Annotated in this window: 16 protein-coding genes; 9 read left to right on the top strand and 7 right to left on the bottom strand. The window is 50.7% G+C overall.

Going from position 1 to position 20,158, the window contains the following annotated elements:
* Positions 1–77 precede the first annotated feature (77 nt).
* The 7 genes from ppiD to bolA all read right to left on the bottom strand — a co-directional run bounded on the left by ppiD (position 78) and on the right by bolA (position 9,469).
* Complete coding sequence (gene ppiD, locus AC791_RS07355; RefSeq protein WP_049839826.1) at positions 78–1,949, bottom strand: peptidylprolyl isomerase; 1,872 nt, start codon at positions 1,947–1,949, stop codon at positions 78–80.
* Positions 1,950–2,141: 192 nt separating this feature from the next.
* Positions 2,142–2,414, bottom strand: coding sequence for a nucleoid-associated protein HU-beta (gene hupB, locus AC791_RS07350; protein ID WP_049841562.1), 273 nt, complete (start codon positions 2,412–2,414; stop codon positions 2,142–2,144).
* Between the two features lie 210 nt (positions 2,415–2,624).
* Entirely contained in the window at positions 2,625–4,979 is a 2,355-nt protein-coding gene (gene lon, locus AC791_RS07345) for an endopeptidase La (RefSeq protein ID WP_049839825.1), read from the bottom strand.
* A gap of 181 nt (positions 4,980–5,160) precedes the next feature.
* On the bottom strand, positions 5,161–6,435 hold the full coding sequence (clpX, locus tag AC791_RS07340) for an ATP-dependent protease ATP-binding subunit ClpX (protein ID WP_049839824.1): 1,275 nt from the start codon (positions 6,433–6,435) through the stop codon (positions 5,161–5,163).
* 128 nt (positions 6,436–6,563) lie between these two features.
* On the bottom strand, positions 6,564–7,187 hold the full coding sequence (gene clpP, locus AC791_RS07335) for an ATP-dependent Clp endopeptidase proteolytic subunit ClpP (protein ID WP_049839823.1): 624 nt from the start codon (positions 7,185–7,187) through the stop codon (positions 6,564–6,566).
* A 321-nt stretch (positions 7,188–7,508) separates the two neighbouring features.
* On the bottom strand, positions 7,509–8,807 hold the full coding sequence (gene tig / locus AC791_RS07330) for a trigger factor (protein WP_049839822.1): 1,299 nt from the start codon (positions 8,805–8,807) through the stop codon (positions 7,509–7,511).
* Positions 8,808–9,151: 344 nt separating this feature from the next.
* On the bottom strand, positions 9,152–9,469 hold the full coding sequence (bolA, locus tag AC791_RS07325) for a transcriptional regulator BolA (protein ID WP_049839821.1): 318 nt from the start codon (positions 9,467–9,469) through the stop codon (positions 9,152–9,154).
* Positions 9,470–9,773: 304 nt separating this feature from the next.
* Between bolA and AC791_RS07320 the strand changes: the two genes are divergently transcribed.
* The 9 genes from AC791_RS07320 (at position 9,774) to AC791_RS07280 (ending at position 20,142) form a co-directional block, all read left to right on the top strand.
* Entirely contained in the window at positions 9,774–10,352 is a 579-nt protein-coding gene (locus tag AC791_RS07320) for a lipoprotein (RefSeq protein WP_049839820.1), read from the top strand.
* A 39-nt stretch (positions 10,353–10,391) separates the two neighbouring features.
* Complete coding sequence (gene ampG, locus AC791_RS07315; protein WP_049839819.1) at positions 10,392–11,885, top strand: muropeptide MFS transporter AmpG; 1,494 nt, start codon at positions 10,392–10,394, stop codon at positions 11,883–11,885.
* Positions 11,886–12,353: 468 nt separating this feature from the next.
* A complete protein-coding gene (cyoA, locus tag AC791_RS07310; RefSeq protein ID WP_049839818.1) occupies positions 12,354–13,301 on the top strand; it encodes a cytochrome o ubiquinol oxidase subunit II in 948 nt (315 codons plus the stop codon).
* Positions 13,302–13,321: 20 nt separating this feature from the next.
* Positions 13,322–15,304 (top strand): cytochrome o ubiquinol oxidase subunit I, encoded by a 1,983-nt coding sequence (cyoB, locus tag AC791_RS07305; RefSeq protein WP_049839817.1) that lies wholly within the window; start codon positions 13,322–13,324, stop codon positions 15,302–15,304.
* A complete protein-coding gene (locus AC791_RS07300) occupies positions 15,304–15,918 on the top strand; it encodes a cytochrome o ubiquinol oxidase subunit III (protein ID WP_049839816.1) in 615 nt (204 codons plus the stop codon). The genes cyoB and AC791_RS07300 overlap by 1 nt, the downstream gene beginning before the upstream one ends.
* Complete coding sequence (locus AC791_RS07295) at positions 15,918–16,247, top strand: cytochrome o ubiquinol oxidase subunit IV (protein ID WP_049839815.1); 330 nt, start codon at positions 15,918–15,920, stop codon at positions 16,245–16,247. Before AC791_RS07300 ends, AC791_RS07295 begins: the two co-directional genes overlap by 1 nt.
* An 11-nt stretch (positions 16,248–16,258) precedes the next feature.
* Entirely contained in the window at positions 16,259–17,146 is an 888-nt protein-coding gene (cyoE, locus tag AC791_RS07290; RefSeq protein ID WP_049839814.1) for a heme o synthase, read from the top strand.
* 270 nt (positions 17,147–17,416) lie between these two features.
* The gene (locus AC791_RS07285) at positions 17,417–18,478 is read left to right on the top strand and encodes a hypothetical protein (RefSeq protein WP_049839813.1); all 1,062 of its coding nucleotides are present in this window, start codon (positions 17,417–17,419) and stop codon (positions 18,476–18,478) included.
* Positions 18,479–18,777: 299 nt separating this feature from the next.
* A complete protein-coding gene (locus tag AC791_RS07280) occupies positions 18,778–20,142 on the top strand; it encodes an MFS transporter (RefSeq protein WP_049839812.1) in 1,365 nt (454 codons plus the stop codon).
* Positions 20,143–20,158: the final 16 nt, after the last annotated feature.

The raw sequence follows: 20,158 nt of genomic DNA, 5'->3' as shown, positions 1-20,158 counted from the left end.
TGCAAAAATGGAAAAGGCCGCGAAAGCGGCCTTTGTTTGTTGCAACAGATTACACTGCTATGGAAGCTGACACGTAATTATTGCTGTTCAGCAATCGTGCCATACTTAATTTTGGCCTGTTTGCGCAGGTTACTCATCAGGGCTTCAAACGCGATTTGTGCATTGTTTCGGGTGATCCCCTGCACCATCGCCGTCTTCTGCTCAGCAGGCATCGTTCCGGCTTTGATTTCGTCCAGCGCCAGCAGGACGATATTTCCCTGCATGTCGTCAGCCATTCCGTAAGAAGGTTTGCCTTGTGCCGGCAGTGCCAGCGTGAACGCCGCCTGACTCACCGGATCCTGACCTGCACGAGTAAGCGTTTTCGCCTCGCCAAAACGTAAGCCAGCCGCTTTCATGGCTTCATCGCCTTTACCCGTTTGCAGCGCTGTAAGCAGTTTCTCAGCGTCCAGCTTCGCCTGCTGGGTTGCCTTCTCACGTTTGATGCTTTCGGCTACCAGCGTTTTTACCTCTGCCAGCGGTTTGACCGCTTCAGCTTTGTGCTCGCTTACGCGGATCACAAAGGCACGATCGCCATCGACGGTGATAATGTCAGAGTTGCTGCCCGGCGTGCCGTTCTGCCCGACCAGCGCACCGCTGAAAATAGCGTCGGAAACCGGTTTGAAGTTCAGCTCAGCCGGCAGGCTATTGTGATCGAACCAGCCTGTTTCGACAGCCTTGACCCCAGCAACCTGCTCAGCACCTGCCAGCGATTCGTTGTCATTACTGGCCGCTTCGCTTACTTTCTGCTGCAGTGCAAAGTAGGCATCCAGTCCTTTTTCCTGTTTAACTTTAGCGCTAAGGTCATCACGCACCTCCGCCAGCGGTTTTACTTGCGCAGGCTGGGTATCATCAAGACGCGCAACCAGGAAGCCGACGGAAGATGTGATCACGCCCGAAAGCTGGCCTTTCTCTTTCAGACCCGCCTCTTTCAGTTCCGGGAGCGTACCGGCATCGTCCATCCAGCCAACATCGCCGCCGTTACGGGCAGAGATAATATCCGTCGATTTTTCTTTCGCGACGGCTGCAAAATCTGCGCCTTTATTCAGCTCATCAAGCACCGCTTTCGCATCGGCTTCGGTTTTGGTCTGAATAACGCTATAACGGTTACGTGCGGACTGAGTGAACTGATCCTGATGCTCATCGTAATAAGCCTGGATCTCTTCATCGGAGGCGTTCTGCTGCATGGATGCCGCATCCATTTTGATGTAGCTCACGCGAAACTGCTCAGGTGAGACAAATTTGCCTTTATCCTGCTCATAGGCCGCCTGGATCTCGGCGTCACTTACCTGCTGTTTTGCCATCAAGGCATTAACGTCGATGGTCGCTTCACGTACCACACGCTGCTGGGCAACCAGCGCTGCCAGTTCGTCTGTTTCGCCCGGCAGCATGAAATCAGTACCGACTACAGCGTTAATCAGTTGCTGAGTCACTAACTGATTACGCAGCGCCTGCGCGTATTGATCGGCGCTCATGCCCATACGATTAACCAGTGAGTTATAACGCGCATTATCGAATTGACCATTGCTCTGGAAAGCCTGAGTCGAGAAGATAGCCTGCTTGACCTGATCGTCGCTAATACCTAAACCCAGCTCGCGAGCATACTGGTCAAGTAGCGCTTCATCGATCAGGCTACTCAGCACTTGCTGACGCATATTTCTGATGTAGTTTTCATTGGCGGCCAGTTCCGAGAACTGATCGCCCATCTGCTGCTGGCGCTGGTTACGTTCGCTGGCAACGGCATTTTCAAATTGCTGACGACCAATTTCCTGGTCATTCACTTTTGCGGCGTAATTATCGTTACCGCCAATCAGGTAGCCGCTCACGCCGGTCAAAATGAACGACACGATAATGATACCGAAAATAATCTTGAGTACGAGGCTGTTAGCCGCCGTACGTAAGTTGTCCATCATGGTGTAACAACGCTCCGCTGTAGATGACTTTATACTTCGCGCAGCATAGCACGAACCCTGCGCGTAAAGGGGTATTGTGACAAGAAAACGGGGCGATTGTCAGCAGCTAAAACCGAAATCTCGCATCACAAATAAAAAAGGCACATCAAATGATGCGCCCTCATACTGTGTCACATCCCTTCCGGGAGACGATCAGTTTACTGCGTCTTTTAGCGCTTTGCCCGCACGGAAACCCGGGACTTTAGCGGCAGCGATGGTGATCTCTTTACCTGTTTGCGGGTTGCGACCTGTACGGGCAGCTCGCTCTTTGACAGCAAAAGTACCGAACCCTACCAGTGCAACGTCATCCCCGGCTTGCAGAGATTCAGTAACAGAAGCAATTAAAGCATCTAACGCACGTCCAGCCGCAGCTTTAGAGATATCAGCCCCTGCAGCAATTTGATCTATCAGTTGAGATTTATTCACTGTTCTCTTCCTCTCTTTATAATTTATATCGTACATGAATCCTTCATCGTACGAACGCGCAGCAGTTATAACAGGACTGACATGCCCTTACAACACCCGTTACTCACGACGTGCCAGACCAGCAGTCTAAAGTAGCGATACAAAAAAAGGCTGGCAAGTCCGAATTGACATGCCAGCCCTGTTTTTATTAGCGCTCTTTGCGCGATGTCACTATTTTGCGCTGACGACCTGGATACCAGAAGGTTCGTTTTGCAGCGCAAGCGTCAGAACTTCCTCGATCCGCTTCACCGGGTGAATGTCTAAATCAGCAATGACGTTATCCGGGATTTCTTCCAGATCGCGTTTATTCTCGTAAGGAATAAGCACGGTTTTTATGCCACCGCGATGTGCCGCCAGTAGTTTCTCTTTCAAACCGCCGATAGGTAAAACCTGCCCACGTAGAGTGATTTCACCGGTCATCGCTACGTCTGCCCGTACCGGGTTCCCGGTCAGGCAAGAGACCAGCGCGGTACACATGGCAATACCCGCGCTCGGGCCATCTTTCGGCGTTGCTCCTTCCGGTACGTGAACGTGGATATCCCGTTTTTCGTAGAAGTCGCCGTTGATGCCAAGCTTCTCTGCCCGGGCACGCACTACCGTCAGCGCCGCCTGAATGGATTCCTGCATTACTTCACCCAGCGAACCCGTGTAGGTCAGCTTGCCTTTACCCGGCACACAAGCCGTTTCAATGGTTAGCAGATCGCCGCCCACTTCGGTCCATGCCAGCCCGGTGACCTGACCTACGCGGTTTTCGTTGTCCGCACGACCATAATCAAAGCGCTGTACGCCGAGGAAATCTTTCAGGTTGTCGCCGTTGATTTCAATATGCTTAAGCGATTTATCCAGCAGCAGCTGCTTAACCGCTTTACGGCACAGTTTCGAGATTTCACGTTCCAGACTACGCACGCCCGCTTCACGGGTGTAGTAGCGGATAATGCCGGAAATCGCGCTGTCATCAACCGTAATTTCGCTGTTTTTCAGGGCATTGCGCTCGATTTGCTTCGGCAGCAAATGCTGTTTAGCAATGTTCAGCTTTTCGTCTTCGGTATACCCGGACAGACGGATCACTTCCATACGATCCAGCAGCGGTGCCGGAATATTCATGGAGTTGGAGGTCGCCACGAACATCACATCGCTGAGATCGTAGTCCACTTCCAGATAGTGATCGCTGAAGGCCACGTTCTGCTCAGGATCCAGCACTTCAAGCAGCGCTGAAGCCGGATCGCCACGCATGTCTGAAGACATTTTGTCGATCTCATCCAGCAGGAACAGCGGGTTTTTAACCCCCACTTTAGCCATTTTCTGGATAAGCTTGCCGGGCATTGAACCGATGTAGGTACGACGGTGACCGCGAATCTCAGCTTCATCGCGCACGCCGCCCAGCGCCATACGGATATATTTGCGCCCGGTCGCTCTGGCAATAGACTGGCCCAGAGAGGTTTTACCCACCCCCGGCGGCCCAACCAGACACAGGATCGGCCCTTTCAGCTTGTTCATACGGCTTTGTACCGCAAGGTACTCAAGGATGCGGTCTTTGACGCGCTCCAGGCCATAGTGGTCGGTATCCAGAATTTCCTGCGCCTGACGCAGATCTTTTTTGACCTTGCTGCGGGCGTTCCACGGAACCTGGACCATCCAGTCAATATAACCGCGAACGACGGTCGCTTCCGCAGACATCGGCGACATCATCTTCAGCTTTTGCAGCTCAGCTTCGGTTTTTTCTTTTGCCTCTTTCGGCATTTTCGCGGCGTCAATTTTACGTTTTAGCGCTTCGTTTTCATCGGGCGCATCGTCCATCTCACCGAGTTCTTTCTGAATGGCTTTCATTTGCTCATTCAGATAATACTCGCGCTGCGATTTTTCCATCTGCTTTTTAACGCGGTTGCGGATGCGTTTCTCAACCTGAAGCAGATCGATTTCTGATTCCATCATGGCCATCAGATATTCAAGACGCTCATTGACGTCGAACATCTCCAGCACGGACTGTTTATCAGCCAGCTTTAACGGCATATGGGCTGCAATGGTATCCGCCAGGCGTGCAGGCTCGTCAATGCTATTTAACGAGGTCAGCACTTCCGGGGGGATTTTTTTATTCAGTTTGATATACCCTTCAAACTGACCAATCGCGGTGCGTACCAGCACTTCCTGCTCGCGCTCGTCCATCGCCGGCGATTCCAGATACTCGGCTTTCGCCGAGAAATGTTCGCCATCATCAGATAATGCGGTAATACGCGCACGCTGTAACCCTTCTACCAGCACTTTTACGGTGCCGTCAGGAAGTTTCAGCATTTGCAAAATAGAGGCCACGGTCCCGACGGTGAAAAGATCATTAACACCCGGCTCATCCGTTGATGCTTCTTTCTGCGCTACCAGCATGATTTTTTTATCATGATCCATGGCGGCTTCAAGGCAACGGATAGATTTTTCCCGCCCTACAAATAAGGGTATGACCATGTGCGGATAAACCACCACATCGCGCAACGGCAATACGGGGATTTCAATGCGTTCAGAACGCTCAGGATTCATAGAGCTCTCTCTTAGTTTAGTGTCCGCCAGGTAAACAGATAGCACTGTACTTCATGCATCTTTAACATGTGATTCAGTATATGGGGATGATTCCCATACATTCAACGCTATGTTTGAGAGAAAAATAAAAGGGGAGATAAAATCCCCCCTTTTTGATTAACTGACTGTAAGAATTGGCTAATTATTCGCCTGACGCTTGCTGCGCATCAGAAGAGCCATAGATGAGAAGCGGCTTGGTTTGCTCGGTGATCACTGACTCATCGATAACCACTTTTTCAACTTCTTCCTGAGAAGGAAGGTCGTACATGGTATCCAGCAGTGCAGCTTCAACGATAGAACGCAGACCACGGGCGCCAGTTTTACGCGCCATCGCTTTCTTGGCAATGGCGTCCAGCGCTTCATCGCGGAACTCCAGCTCAACACCTTCCAGATTAAACAGCGCCTGGTACTGCTTGGTCAGGGCGTTTTTAGGCTCTTTCAGGATCTGAATCAGCGCTTCTTCACTCAGTTCGCTCAGCGTTGCCACCACCGGCAGACGACCGATAAATTCAGGGATCAGACCAAACTTAATCAAATCTTCTGGTTCAACCTGCGCCAGCAGCTGGCCTTCGCTTGCTTTGTCAGACTGCGCTTTCACCGTTGCGCCAAAACCAATGCCAGAGCCGGTTTCAACACGGTGGGCGATGACTTTATCAAGCCCTGCAAATGCGCCGCCGCAGATAAAGAGAATTTTTGAGGTATCAACCTGCAAAAACTCCTGCTGCGGATGTTTACGCCCACCCTGCGGTGGAACGGCAGCAACCGTACCTTCAATCAGTTTCAGCAGCGCCTGCTGTACCCCTTCCCCGGACACGTCGCGGGTAATGGACGGGTTGTCAGATTTGCGCGAGATTTTATCAATCTCATCAATATAGACGATGCCGCGCTGCGCTTTCTGCACGTCGTAATCACATTTTTGCAGCAGTTTCTGGATGATGTTTTCAACATCTTCACCCACATAGCCGGCTTCGGTCAGGGTGGTTGCATCGGCCATGGTGAACGGAACGTCCAGCAGGCGCGCCAGCGTTTCTGCCAGCAGGGTTTTACCTGAACCGGTCGGGCCAATCAGCAAAATGTTACTTTTGCCAAGCTCGACGCCGTTGCTGCTGTCACCGTTGCGCAGGCGTTTGTAGTGGTTATAAACCGCAACCGCCAGCACTTTTTTTGCCTGCTCCTGGCCAATAACATAATCGTCCAGGTGATGACGAATTTCATGCGGCGACGGCAGTGCGCTACGTTCGCGATGCGGTGCCACTTCTTTGATCTCTTCGCGAATGATGTCATTACATAAATCAACACATTCGTCGCAGATATACACGGACGGTCCGGCAATCAGTTTACGCACTTCATGCTGGCTTTTGCCGCAAAAAGAGCAGTACAACAGTTTGCCCGATCCATCTTTGCGTTTATCTGTCATGAGTAAAACCTCTTCTTAAGTTCTTTGTGCCGCACATCACGACGCAAATGCCATTCTTAAGCGCAAGCCGCTTCGCAAGCGTTGTGCCGCCGTACTTACAGTATAGCGACACACTTACTGCCTGGGCATCAATTACGTTGGGTCAGGATAGAGTCTACCAGACCATATTCTACGGATTCCGCAGCAGACAGGAAGCGATCGCGCTCGGTGTCACGTTCGATCTGCTCAAGTGATTGACCCGTGTGGCGTGCCATAAGTTCATTCATGCGCCCTTTCACTTTCAGGATTTCACGGGCATGGATTTCGATATCCGTCGCCTGGCCCTGATAGCCGCCCAGCGGCTGGTGAATCATAACGCGTGAGTTTGGCAGGCAGAAACGCTTGCCCTTAGCGCCAGCTGTAAGCAGAAACGCCCCCATCGAGGCAGCCTGGCCCATACAGATAGTGCTGACATCCGGCTTGATGAACTGCATGGTGTCGTAAATGGACATCCCGGCAGTAATCACCCCACCAGGCGAGTTAATGTACAGATAAATGTCTTTTTCCGGGTTTTCGGCTTCCAGAAACAGCATCTGCGCCACAATCAGGTTGGCCATATGGTCTTCAACCTGGCCGGTCATGAAAATAACGCGTTCCTTGAGCAGACGGGAGTAAATATCAAAAGAACGCTCACCGCGTGAAGTCTGCTCAATGACCATGGGCACCAGGGCCATGTGCGGTGCAAAATTATCTCGTTCGCCACTGTATGACATTTCCGTCTCCTGGATAATAATTGAAAAAAGCCCTGTACTGATGCTTACCATGTAGACGGATTATAACGCATTCATCCCTCGGGTAGCCTCATCATGGCCACCGCCTGCAAAACGCATTAACGCTAGTGTCGGTATCTCAGTCAGAAACTTTATTGCTGTCTTCCCGTAATGGGGACGACATCACGCTATTTCAAGCATAACAATCTTTTGCTGTTACGCTAACACTGAAATGGCGTTTTGGCACTCTTTCAGAGCAATAACCGCCGCAAAAAAAAACCGCCACCGGAGGGTGACGGTTTTTTACACAGAAAGCGGTAAAAATTACGCCTGCTGGTTCATCAGTTCGCTGAAGTTGGTGGCTTTTTCAGTCACGTTAGCTTTAGACAGAACGGTTTCAACAGCCTGTTCTTCCAGCGCAACGCTACGCATATTTTCCATCAGCTCTTTGTTTTTGCTATAGAACTCGATCACTTCTGACGGATCTTCGTAGGCAGAAGCCATTTCTTCGATCAGCGTTTTAACACGCTCTTCATCAGCTTTCAGATCGTTGGTGCGAATGACTTCACCCAGCAACAGACCGACAACAACACGACGCTTAGCCTGTTCTTCGAACAGTTCGCGCGGCAGCTCCAGAGCCTGTTTTTCGTTGCCACCGAAACGCTGTGCAGCCTGGCGGCGCAGCACGTCGATTTCGTTGTCAATCATGGCAACAGGAACGTCGATTTCGTTCGCTTTCACCAGGCCGTCGATAGCCTGAGTTTTGATGCGGTTACGTACCGCGCCTTTCAGCTCACGCTCCATGTTTTTACGTACTTCTGCACGCAGACCGTCGATAGAACCGTCTTCAACGCCGAAACGTTTGATGAATTCTTCGGTCAGTTCCGGCAGTTCGCGCTGTTCAACTTTTTTCAGGTTGATGGCAAATTTAACCGCTTTACCTTTCAGGTTTTCAGCGTGGTAATCTTCCGGGAAGGTCACGTCGATGACGAACTCTTCACCTGCTTTGTGGCCTTTAATGCCTTCTTCAAAGCCTGGGATCATTCGACCCTGACCCATTGCCAGTACGAAGTCAGATGCTTTGCCGCCTTCGAACTCTTCACCGTCGATGGTACCGGTAAAGTCAACGGTCACACGATCTTCTTCTTCTACCGCGCCGTCTTTTTCAGACCAGGTTGCCTGCTGCTTGCGCAGGGTGTCCAGCATGGTGTCAACGTCAGCGTCGTTCACTTCAACGATCGGTTTTTCGATGTCGATAGATTCCAGACCTTTCAGTTCAACTTCCGGATACACTTCAAACTCTACGGAGTAGGTGAAGTCTTCGCCCAGTTTGTATTCACCTGGAACGTAGTTCGGTGAACCGGCTGGATTAATTTTTTCCTGGATGATCGCGTCAACAAAGTTGCGGCTCATCAGCTCGCCCAGAACATCCTGGCGAACGGAAGCACCGTAACGCTGTTCAACGATGTTCATCGGCACTTTTCCCTTACGGAAGCCGTCAATACGTACTTTCTTCGCAACGTTGACCAGCTCGCTTTTTACAGCGGTCTCGATGCTGTCAGCAGCGATTGTAATAGTCAGGCGGCGGCCAAGGCCCTGAGTGGTTTCAACTGAAACTTGCATCTTGTTACCTCAAAAAAATCACAGTGCTCGGTCAACTCTACCTGGAAACAGGTCTGTGTTTCACAGTACCGGGATGTTCTCTCTAAATCAGAAACCCATTCCCTGCGTCAGAATCATCCCGAAGACATTCCGAAAAATAAGACGCGCATTATAGCGGCATCGCTTTTATGAGTCGAGAACGGTTATTGCGCGTGCGGCTGCACATTTCACAATTCCCGGCTCATGTTGTCTGAAGGCTGCACAGTGTGGGCAAAATTCAGACAAAACAAAACGGCCCGCAGGCCGTTTTCACATAATCTGTAGCAACATACTGGAAAAGCTCCGATAGTTGCAAATACGTTTTCCTATGCGATGCTTCCCGCGCCACGACAGGGAGGAGAAGCAAAGAGGGTATCCTGAAGTCCTGCCCACTCTTTATTCGTATAGGTGTGCAATGCAAGCGCATGCACGGAAGAAGACAGTTCGCTGCTTAACGTGCCGTAAATCATCCGATGGCGGCTGAGAAAACGTTCGCCGGTAAAACGATCGCTGACCAGAACGACTTTGAAATGGCTTTCTGAACCCGCCGGTACGTTGTGGCGATAGCTTTCATCGACCACTTCGAGGTAGGCAGGATCAAACGCTGCTCTTAATTTATCTTCGATTTGTTCGCGTATCATCATGAACTTACTCCTTCGACAACGTTGAGATGTCGCCCATCCCTTTAAATCGTAGCCGCTTTTACCGTCTTCATTACATTTAGACAACAAAAATTTAGCTTTCGTCTCCTTTTATTAGCCAAACTGCCAAAGTTAATGGCCTGATGCCGATGATTTCCCATCAGTATTGTCATATAAGGTATGCACTGGTCGTAAATCGGACAACATGCTGAATTTACCTGCGTCAGGCACTTCCCCTAATTGTTAGCAATGTTATGATGGCGGGAATTTCTTACTTATAAGTACACATTGCGCTGAGAATCTTAAAATGTTTAAAAAATTACTCTTCCCGTTGATGGCTATGTTCGTACTGGCAGGTTGTGCTACCCCGCCGACTACCATTGATGTTTCGCCGAAAATCACGCTGCCGCAGCAGGACCCGAGCCTGATGGGTGTGACGGTTAGCATTAACGGCGCCGATCAACGTCCTGACCAGGCACTGTCAAAAGTGACTCGTGACAACCAGCAGATCACGCTGACCGCCTCTCGCGATCTGCGCTTCTTATTACAGGAAGTTCTTGAGAAACAAATGACAGCGCGCGGCTATATGATTGGGCCAAACGGCGCGGTCGACCTGCAAATCATCGTGAATCAACTGTATGCCAATGTCTCTCAGGGCAACGTGCGTTACAATATTGCGACCAAAGCGGATATCGCGATTATCGCTACCGCCGCTAACGGCAGCAAGATGACCAAAAACTACCGTGCCAGCTACTCCATTGAAGGTGCATTCCAGGCCTCAAATAAAAATATCGCTGATGCGGTCAACAACGTTATGACGGATACCATTTCCGATATGGCGCAGGACACCAGCATCCACGATTTCGTCAAGCAAAACGCGCATTAATCCGTTTAGTCAGGCCCGATCGCGGTCGGGCCAGCACTGATGCGCTCGCTACTCTTTCGCCTGCTGGCGGTGTTCCGCCAGCCCGTTATGGGTCCAGCCTTACTGATACTGGGATTCTCGTCAGGCCTGCCTCTGGCGCTGACCTCCGGTACTTTACAGGCGTGGATGACTGTCGAAGGCATTGATTTAAAAACCATCGGGTTTTTCTCCCTGGTGGGGCAGGCTTACGTCTTTAAATTCCTCTGGTCCCCGGTCATGGACCGCTACACGCCGCCCTTTCTTGGACGTCGCCGCGGCTGGCTGCTGACCACTCAGCTTCTGCTGCTCATCACAATTGCCGCCATGGGTTTCCTCGAACCCTTAACCCACTTACGCTGGATGGCCGCGCTGGCAGTGATTATTGCGTTCTGCTCCGCCTCGCAGGATATTGTTTTTGACGCCTGGAAAACGGATGTGCTCAATGCGCAAGAGCGCGGTACCGGCTCTGCGGTTAGCGTACTGGGCTATCGATTAGGGATGCTGGTTTCCGGCGGTCTGGCCCTGTGGCTGGCGGATCGGTGGCTGGGCTGGCAGGGAATGTACTGGCTGATGGCCGTCCTGCTTATTCCCTGCATTATTACTACGCTTCTTGCACCAGAGCCGACAGACACCATTCCGGTTCCCCGGACCCTTGAGCAGGCTGTCACTGCACCATTACGCGACTTTTTCGGGCGCAATAATGCCTGGTTAATTTTGCTGCTCATCGTGTTGTATAAGCTTGGCGACGCGTTTGCAATGAGTCTGACCACCACTTTCCTGATCCGCGGCGTGGGTTTTAATGCCGGTGACGTGGGGATGATCAATAAAACGCTGGGGCTGCTGGCAACGATTGTTGGCGCGATGTACGGCGGTCTTCTGATGCAGCGCCTCTCGCTTTTCCGGGCCTTACTGATTTTTGGCATTCTTCAGGGTGTATCAAACGCAGGCTATTGGCTGCTTGCAGTAACGGATAAGAACATAATCAGCATGGGCGCAGCCGTTTTCTTTGAGAACCTGTGCGGCGGCATGGGAACCTCAGCGTTTGTTGCGCTACTGATGACGCTGTGTAATCGCTCTTTTTCTGCGACCCAGTTTGCTCTGCTGTCCGCACTCTCAGCCATTGGTCGGGTTTATGTCGGTCCCCTTGCAGGATGGTTTGTGGAGGCGTACGGCTGGCCGACGTTCTATCTGTTTAGCGTTGCTGCCGCCGTCCCCGGACTAATACTTTTACTGGTATGCCGCCAGACGCTGGAATATACCCGGCAACATGCGGGGTTCCTGCCGCGAATACACTTCGCCCGCGGCTATCGTTTTGCGCTCCGGCTATTGATGTTTGGCTCAGGGTTGCTTGGGCTGTGGCTGCTGGCCCTGATAGTCAGTGCAACAGGCCTGTTCCACCTTACCTTCGCACCGTATCTGCTGGCGTTCGGCGCAGCCATCGCCATCGCTGGCATCCTGTGCGGTGGGGTACTGGATTATCTGGCCCTGCGTAAAACCCGGCTGCTGGCAGAATAAGAAAACGCTATTTGTGATTGTAGTTACTGCCAGTAATTATAACGCTGCATGCTTTTATTATTTTTTAAAAATATTTGTTGTTTCGTGCGCTATAGAATTCTGGAAATTATTGGTAATTTTCCAAAAAAATATTTCCCCCTAAACCGATTCAGCTGCTAGCAATTTAATTTTCCTATCTGAAAATGTCTTTTATTTGATATGCATTTGTTAATTATTTGTATATTTTAAGCAATGGTTATACCAATTACCCCTCCCGCCCTCTTTTTGCTCCCGGTTTCGTTATAACACCCGTACCACGCCTGCTGCGGTTGAAAATTAGACACAATGCGCAACATGTGTGACATGTACGGCAGAAGAAGGTAACACTTAACTGACACAGCTCCATTCATGTTTACAGTAATGTAACCTTCCCTTAAAATGACCATACTCTTTCAACGCCACCAGATCCCGTGGAATTGAGGTCGTTACATGATACTCAGGAAATACAATAAAAGTTTGGGATGGTTGTCATTATTCGCAGGCACTTTTTTACTCAGTGGCTGCGATTCTGCACTCCTTGACCCCAAAGGACAGATTGGACTGGAGCAACGTTCACTGATACTGACGGCCTTTGGCCTGATGATGATTGTCGTTATTCCCGCCATCTTGATGGCTGTAGGTTTTGCCTGGAAGTACCGTGCGAGCAACAAAGATGCGAAGTATAGCCCCAACTGGTCACACTCCAATAAAGTGGAAGCTGTGGTCTGGACGGTGCCCATTCTTATCATCCTGTTCCTTGCCGTGCTGACCTGGAAGACAACGCACGCGCTTGAACCCAGCAAACCGCTGGTTCACGATGAGAAACCGATCACTATTGAAGTGGTTTCCATGGACTGGAAATGGTTCTTCATCTATCCGGAACAGGGCATTGCTACCGTGAATGAAATCGCTTTCCCGGCGAACACTCCGGTTGCATTTAAAGTGACCTCTAACTCCGTGATGAACTCGTTCTTTATCCCGCGTCTGGGCAGCCAGATTTATGCGATGGCAGGAATGCAAACTAATCTGCATCTCATTGCCAATGAAGCGGGCACCTACGACGGCATCTCCGCCAGCTATAGCGGCCCAGGTTTTTCTGGCATGAAGTTTAAAGCTATCGCAACAGAGGACCGTGCAGGATTCGATCAGTGGGTGGCGAAGGCCAAACAGTCTCCGAACGCAATGCGCGATATGGCGACGTTCCAGAAGGTCGCAGCGCCCAGCGAATATAACAAAGTGGAGTACTTCTCCAGCGTGAAACCCGATTTGTTTAAAGATGTTGTTAATCAATTTATGGGCCACGGGAAGAGCATGGACATGACCCAACCGGAAGGTGAGCACACCTCACACGACGGTATGGAAGGCATGAACATGAGCCACGCGGAATCCTCTCACTAAAGGGGCCGAGGAAGAAAACGATGTTCGGAAAACTAACACTGGATTCAGTGCCGTACCATGAACCGATTATTATGGTGACTATTGCTGCCATTATTCTCGGTGGTCTGGCCGTTGTCGCCGCGATCACTTACTTCGGTAAGTGGTCCTGGTTATGGAATGAGTGGTTTACCTCGGTTGACCACAAAAAACTAGGCATTATGTATGTCATCGTAGCGATTGTTATGCTGCTGCGTGGCTTTGCCGATGCCATCATGATGCGTAGCCAGCAGGCGCTGGCCTCTGCCGGGGAAGCAGGATTCCTGCCGCCCCATCACTACGATCAGGTTTTCACCGCTCACGGCGTGATCATGATCTTCTTCGTGGCGATGCCATTCGTTATCGGTCTGATGAACCTGGTGGTTCCGCTACAGATCGGTGCGCGTGACGTTGCATTCCCGTTCCTGAATAACCTGAGCTTCTGGTTCACCGTCGTTGGGGTTATCCTGGTTAACCTGTCACTGGGCGTGGGCGAATTTGCGCAAACCGGCTGGCTGGCATATCCGCCGCTTTCAGGAATAGAGTACAGTCCAAGCGTGGGGGTCGATTACTGGATCTGGAGTCTACAGCTCTCTGGTATCGGGACGACGCTGACCGGGATTAACTTCTTCGTGACCATTCTGCGTATGCGTGCGCCGGGCATGACGATGTTTAAAATGCCGGTATTCACCTGGGCGTCACTTTGCGCGAACATCCTGATTATTGTCTCCTTCCCGATCCTGACCGTCACCGTGGCGTTGCTGACCCTGGACCGCTATATCGGTACCCATTTCTTTACCAATGATATGGGCGGCAACATGATGATGTACATCAACCTGATCTGGGCCTGGGGCCATCCGGAAGTGTACATTCTGGTTCTGCCGGTGTTCGGGGTATTCTCCGAAATCGCGGCAACCTTCTCGCGTAAACGTCTGTTCGGCTACACCTCACTGGTGTGGGCAACCGTCTGTATTACCATTCTGTCGTTTATCGTCTGGCTGCACCACTTCTTCACCATGGGTGCCGGTGCGAACGTAAACGCCTTCTTTGGTATTACAACTATGATTATCGCCATCCCGACCGGGGTGAAGATTTTCAACTGGTTGTTCACCATGTATCAGGGACGTATCCAGCTCAATACCGCCATGATGTGGACGATTGGCTTTATCGTCACCTTCTCGGTAGGCGGTATGACCGGTGTTCTGCTGGCGGTACCGGGCGCAGACTTCGTTCTGCATAACAGTCTGTTCCTGATTGCCCACTTCCATAACGTCATTATCGGTGGTGTGGTATTCGGATGCTTCGCCGGTCTGACTTACTGGTGGCCAAAAGCCTTTGGCTTTACGCTGAATGAAACCTGGGGTAAACGCGCCTTCTGGTTCTGGATCATCGGTTTCTTCGTGGCCTTTATGCCGCTGTACGTGCTGGGCTTTATGGGGATGACCCGTCGCCTCAGCCAGCAGATCGATCCGCAGTTCCACCCGATGCTGATGATTGCAGCGTGTGGTGCGGCGCTGATCGCCTGCGGTATTCTCTGCCAGCTGATTCAGTTCTACGTCTCAATTCGTGACCGCGATCTGAACCGTGACCTGACGGGTGACCCGTGGGGCGGCCGTACGCTGGAGTGGGCAACCTCTTCTCCGCCGCCGTTCTATAACTTTGCCGTTGTGCCGCACGTTCACGAGCGTGATGCTTTCTGGGAAATGAAAGATAAAGGCGAAGCGTATAAAAAGCCGCAGCGCTATGAAGAGATTCATATGCCGAAAAACACGGGCGCGGGCGTCATCATTGCTGCCTTCACCACTCTGTTTGGTTTTGCCATGATCTGGCATATCTGGTGGCTGGCTATCGCAAGCTTTGCCGGGATGATCATTACCTGGATTGTGAAAAGCTTTGACGAAGACGTGGACTATTACGTGCCGGTAGCGGAAGTCGAAAAACTGGAGAATCAGCATTTCGATGAAATCACTAAGGCAGGGCTGAAATAATGGCAACGAGCACCTTTAATCAAACCACAGCCCATGCGCATGAACATGGGCATCATGATGCAGGATCGAACAAAGTGTTCGGTTTCTGGATCTACCTGATGAGCGACTGCATTCTGTTCTCATGCCTGTTCGCTACCTACGCGGTGCTGGTTAACGGCACCGCAGGTGGCCCGACCGGTAAAGACATTTTTGAGTTGCCGTTCGTACTGGTAGAAACGTTCCTGCTGTTGTTTAGCTCCATTACCTACGGCATGGCGGCGATCGCCATGCATAAAAACAACAAGAGCCAGGTTATCACCTGGCTGGCCCTCACCTTCCTGTTCGGTGCCGGGTTCGTGGCGATGGAGATTTACGAATTCCATCACCTGATTGCTGAAGGTTTTGGTCCTGACCGCAGCGGCTTCCTGTCGGCGTTCTTTGCGCTGGTAGGGACTCACGGTCTGCACGTCACGTCTGGTCTGGTATGGATGGCTATCCTGATGTTCCAGGTGTCCCGCCGCGGACTGACCAGCACTAACCGTACCCGTATCATGTGCCTGAGTCTGTTCTGGCACTTCCTGGACGTGGTATGGATCTGTGTATTCTCAGTAGTTTATCTGATGGGGGCGATGTAATGAGTCATTCAACCGATCACAACGGCGCTTCCCACGGTAGCGTAAAGACCTACATGACAGGCTTTATCCTGTCGGTCATTCTGACGGTGATTCCGTTCTGGCTGGTGATGAGCGGTGCCATATCGCACGGTGCGATCCTTGGGACTATTCTGGTCACTGCGGTGGTACAGATTCTGGTCCATCTGGTCTGCTTCCTGCACATGAATACCTCTTCTGAGGAGCGCTGGAACCTGACCGCCTTTGTCTTTACCGTGATAATCATCGCTATCCTGGTAGTGGGTTCAATCTGGATTATGTGGAACCTCAACTACAACATGATGCTTCACTAAGAGCGGCGAGTATGTTTAAGCAATACCTGCAAGTTACAAAACCGGGCATTATTTTTGGCAACCTGATTTCGGTAATCGGTGGATTTCTGTTGGCCTCTCAGGGCAGCATTAACTATCCGCTGTTTGCCGCCACGCTGTTAGGCGTGTCGCTGGTGGTCGCCTCGGGTTGTGTTTTTAACAACTATATCGACCGCGATATCGATCGTAAGATGGAGCGGACGAAAAACCGGGTGCTGGTCAAGGGGCTGATCTCGCCAAAAGTCTCGCTGGTGTACGCCACCTTGTTGGGTATTGCTGGCTTTATGCTGCTGTGGTTCGGTGCTAACCCGCTGGCCTGCTGGCTGGGCGTAATGGGTTTCGTGGTGTATGTGGGTGTGTATAGCCTGTATATGAAACGTCACTCCGTTTACGGCACGCTGATTGGTTCACTCTCCGGCGCTGCGCCGCCGGTGATTGGCTACTGCGCCGTTGCTAACCAGTTCGACAGCGGTGCCGCTATTCTGCTGGCTATTTTTAGCCTGTGGCAGATGCCCCACTCTTACGCCATTGCGATTTTCCGTTTTAAGGATTATCAGGCGGCGAACATTCCGGTTTTACCGGTGGTTAAAGGTATTTCGGTCGCAAAAAACCACATCACGGTCTATATCATCGCCTTCGCAGTGGCCACGTTGATGCTTACCCTTGGCGGCTACGCCGGGTATAAGTATCTGATCGTAGCCGCAGCGGTAAGCGTGTGGTGGCTGGGCATGGCCCTGCGCGGATATAAGGTCGAAGACGATAAAGTCTGGGCGCGCAAACTGTTCGGCTTTTCCATTGTCGCCATTACAGCGTTAAGCGTAATGATGTCAGTCGACTTTATGGTACCGGCATCACATAGCGTACTGGCTTACGTTCGCTAATATCATCGGATGCTATCAACATCACAAAGGGTGCTTCGGCACCCTTTTTAATTCTCTTTTAACCTGCCCTGTTTCTCAATCAACACCGTTCTGAACAGCTAATAGTACTACGCAGGTATCAAACCTGCCCCTCTCCACATCAGCATAATAAATTATTTTTTGTGATGTTTATTGAGTAAGTTTTTTTCAACAATATCGGTAACTTTGCCTCACGAACACGATTGGCTGTTCGCTGAATAATTTACTTAATATAAAAACAAGGAGTAGAAAATGGAAAACCAGGATGTTTATCTGATTAAAGGCAGCAAAGGCGAGGATAAATGCCCAGCTGGAAAACTAGCGATTTATACACACGTTAACTTTAATGCAGGAAACACTGCGGGTGATATCCTTATAGTCTCACCTGATATTTCTCTTGATAGAAGCCAACTTGAAAGCTATGGCTTTCCTTTAGGAACAGGGAATGGCGTCTCCAGTATTGTTAACAAGATGGATCAGGACGCGACACTGGTGTCTGGCCTGTATCTTGACGGCAAGTTTATGACGGTAAAAGCAGGAAACAATATTACGTCCCTTGCTGATTATACTTTAGGCTCAGGCACATGGAATGACGCGGTCAACTCCGTGGTGTCCGCGCCCGTTGAAAACGTCAATGTCACCCTGTCTATCGAATCGGCCATTACCTTACAGGAAGAAGAATCCTATTATGCACTGCTGCTGCTGAAGAACGATAGCGACGACGCCATTGCCGGGGCAAACGTTACTGCAACAAGCAGCGAAACCGGTATTTTCTCGGTAGGCGCATTCGGCCAGTCTGTTGATATTCCTGCAAAAGGTACTCAGGTAGTTCGTATTCCCCTGCTGGGTGAAAGCATAGGCGCAGCCACTTTGACTTGCGTACTGACCATGCCTTTCGGAATTATCAACGAAGGCAATAATATTTCCTATACCAGCGTTTCGGTCACTGAGCCTCGTAAACTTCGCGTTGAGCAGACCTTCGCCGGTAAATGGCAGGATATGTGGCCGAGCACAGATTATGTCTACAGCTACACGCTACTTCTCTGCTCCGAAGAGACCATGGTTAAACAGTGGGAACTGTCATTCATCCTGCCGGAAGGAGCGAGAATTTCTCCGCAATGGCTGGCATCAGAAAATAGCTGGGTCAAACTGAATATTGAGAAGTCGGTAAATGGCAATATTTATCTGGACAGCCTTGATAATCATATCATTAAGCCAGAAGCGGCTATGAAATTAAGTATCCAGGTTATTTATCCTAACCAGTCCACTGATTACGAAACGCTGAAAAACCTTCGCCTGGTACAGTTTGCATAATTAATATCCAGTTAATTCTTTTACTCATTAATACCTTCATTTAAAAATGAAGGTATTTTTTTATTTTGCGCATTATCCTCCCTATTTCGCTTATTTTAAGCGTGATTCTGTGCCCAAAAGAGAAGCAGCACCCATCTCAATGTACCCGTTAACTTTCTACGTTTACCCTATCGTCCACGGCATCCGTCAGCGGTTAAAGGCACAAATCATTCATCAAAGTAATATTTGTTAATTATCGCTCAGTTTACCCGGTCGCTTACTCGCACTACACTAGACGCAATATTAAAGCAGAGGTAGTAATGAACGATTATAAAATGACGCCGGGTGAGTTACGCGCCACCTGGGGTTTGGGGACCGTTTTCTCCCTGCGTATGCTCGGTATGTTTATGGTGCTGCCCGTGTTAACCACTTACGGTATGGCGCTACAGGGCGCGAGCGAAGCATTAATCGGTCTGGCCATTGGTATCTACGGTCTCGCTCAGGCTGTTTTTCAAATTCCCTTTGGCTTACTCTCCGATCGCATTGGTCGCAAGCCGCTGATTGTCGGCGGACTGGCTATTTTTATCGTCGGTAGCGTGATAGCGGCACTCTCTACTTCTATCTGGGGCATTATTCTCGGTCGTGCGCTCCAGGGGTCCGGTGCCATTGCCGCCGCCGTAATGGCTTTACTCTCTGATTTAACCCGCGAGCAAAACCGCACTAAAGCGATGGCGTTTATCGGCGTAAGCTTCGGTATCACCTTTGCTATTGCTATGGTGCTCGGACCGATTATTACCCATAAGCTGGGCCTTAACGCGCTGTTCTGGATGATTGCAATCCTGGCCTCGACAGGTATTGCGCTGACCCTTTGGGTGGTACCGGATAGCACCAGTCACGTATTAAACCGCGAATCGGGAATGGTAAAAGGCTGCTTTAGCAAAGTGATGATGGAGCCGGGGCTACTGAAGCTTAACTTTGGCATCATGTGCCTGCACATTCTGCTGATGTCGACTTTCGTCGCCCTGCCCGGTCAGATGGAAGAGGCCGGATTCCCGGCAGCAGAACACTGGAAAGTGTATCTCATCACCATGCTGATTTCGTTTGTGTCAGTGGTGCCGTTTATTATTTACGCTGAAGTAAAACGCCGAATGAAGCGCGTGTTCCTGGTATGTGTCGCGCTGTTACTGATTGCCGAAATTGTACTCTGGGGCGCGGGGCCGCACTTTTGGGAACTGATCGCCGGCGTTCAGCTGTTCTTTTTAGCGTTTAATCTGATGGAAGCACTGCTGCCGTCGCTTATCAGCAAAGAGTCTCCGGCAGGCTATAAAGGTACCGCGATGGGCGTTTACTCCACCAGCCAGTTTATTGGCGTGGCCATCGGCGGCGCGCTGGGCGGCTGGGTAGACGGCTTCTTTGATTCGCAAACCGTTTTTCTCGCAGGCGCATTACTGGCGACAATCTGGCTGCTTGTGGCCAGTACCATGAAGGAGCCACCTTATGTGAGTAGCCTGCGAGTGGAAATTCCACCGGAGATTGCAGCCGATGAGGGATTAAGACAGCGCCTGCTGGCCGCCGGGGGAGTCAGTGAAGTGCTGGTCGTGGAGCAGGAACACTCCGCGTACGTCAAAATTGACAGTAAGGTGACTAACCGTTTTGAGATTGAGACGCTAATTAAAACGGCGTAAATATCGGGGCAGTTAA

The organism is Klebsiella sp. RIT-PI-d, assembly GCF_001187865.1.
GTDB lineage: Bacteria > Pseudomonadota > Gammaproteobacteria > Enterobacterales > Enterobacteriaceae > Superficieibacter.
Note: the sequence above shows the minus strand (reverse complement) of the source record. Positions and strands in the feature narration are given on the sequence as shown.

What these genes read in the sequence shown, in the direction of transcription:
- AC791_RS07300 (WP_049839816.1), top strand. Translation starts at nt 15,304, where the DNA reads ATGGCAACGAGCACCTTTAATCAAACCACAGCCCATGCGCATGAACAT.
- bolA (WP_049839821.1), bottom strand. Translation starts at nt 9,469, where the DNA reads ATGATGATACGCGAACAAATCGAAGATAAATTAAGAGCAGCGTTTGAT.
- ampG (WP_049839819.1), top strand. Translation starts at nt 10,392, where the DNA reads ATGCGCTCGCTACTCTTTCGCCTGCTGGCGGTGTTCCGCCAGCCCGTT.
- AC791_RS07280 (WP_049839812.1), top strand. Translation starts at nt 18,778, where the DNA reads ATGAACGATTATAAAATGACGCCGGGTGAGTTACGCGCCACCTGGGGT.
- lon (WP_049839825.1), bottom strand. Translation starts at nt 4,979, where the DNA reads ATGAATCCTGAGCGTTCTGAACGCATTGAAATCCCCGTATTGCCGTTG.
- AC791_RS07320 (WP_049839820.1), top strand. Translation starts at nt 9,774, where the DNA reads ATGTTTAAAAAATTACTCTTCCCGTTGATGGCTATGTTCGTACTGGCA.
- AC791_RS07295 (WP_049839815.1), top strand. Translation starts at nt 15,918, where the DNA reads ATGAGTCATTCAACCGATCACAACGGCGCTTCCCACGGTAGCGTAAAG.
- ppiD (WP_049839826.1), bottom strand. Translation starts at nt 1,949, where the DNA reads ATGATGGACAACTTACGTACGGCGGCTAACAGCCTCGTACTCAAGATT.
- tig (WP_049839822.1), bottom strand. Translation starts at nt 8,807, where the DNA reads ATGCAAGTTTCAGTTGAAACCACTCAGGGCCTTGGCCGCCGCCTGACT.
- cyoB (WP_049839817.1), top strand. Translation starts at nt 13,322, where the DNA reads ATGTTCGGAAAACTAACACTGGATTCAGTGCCGTACCATGAACCGATT.
- clpP (WP_049839823.1), bottom strand. Translation starts at nt 7,187, where the DNA reads ATGTCATACAGTGGCGAACGAGATAATTTTGCACCGCACATGGCCCTG.
- clpX (WP_049839824.1), bottom strand. Translation starts at nt 6,435, where the DNA reads ATGACAGATAAACGCAAAGATGGATCGGGCAAACTGTTGTACTGCTCT.
- AC791_RS07285 (WP_049839813.1), top strand. Translation starts at nt 17,417, where the DNA reads ATGGAAAACCAGGATGTTTATCTGATTAAAGGCAGCAAAGGCGAGGAT.
- cyoA (WP_049839818.1), top strand. Translation starts at nt 12,354, where the DNA reads ATGATACTCAGGAAATACAATAAAAGTTTGGGATGGTTGTCATTATTC.
- cyoE (WP_049839814.1), top strand. Translation starts at nt 16,259, where the DNA reads ATGTTTAAGCAATACCTGCAAGTTACAAAACCGGGCATTATTTTTGGC.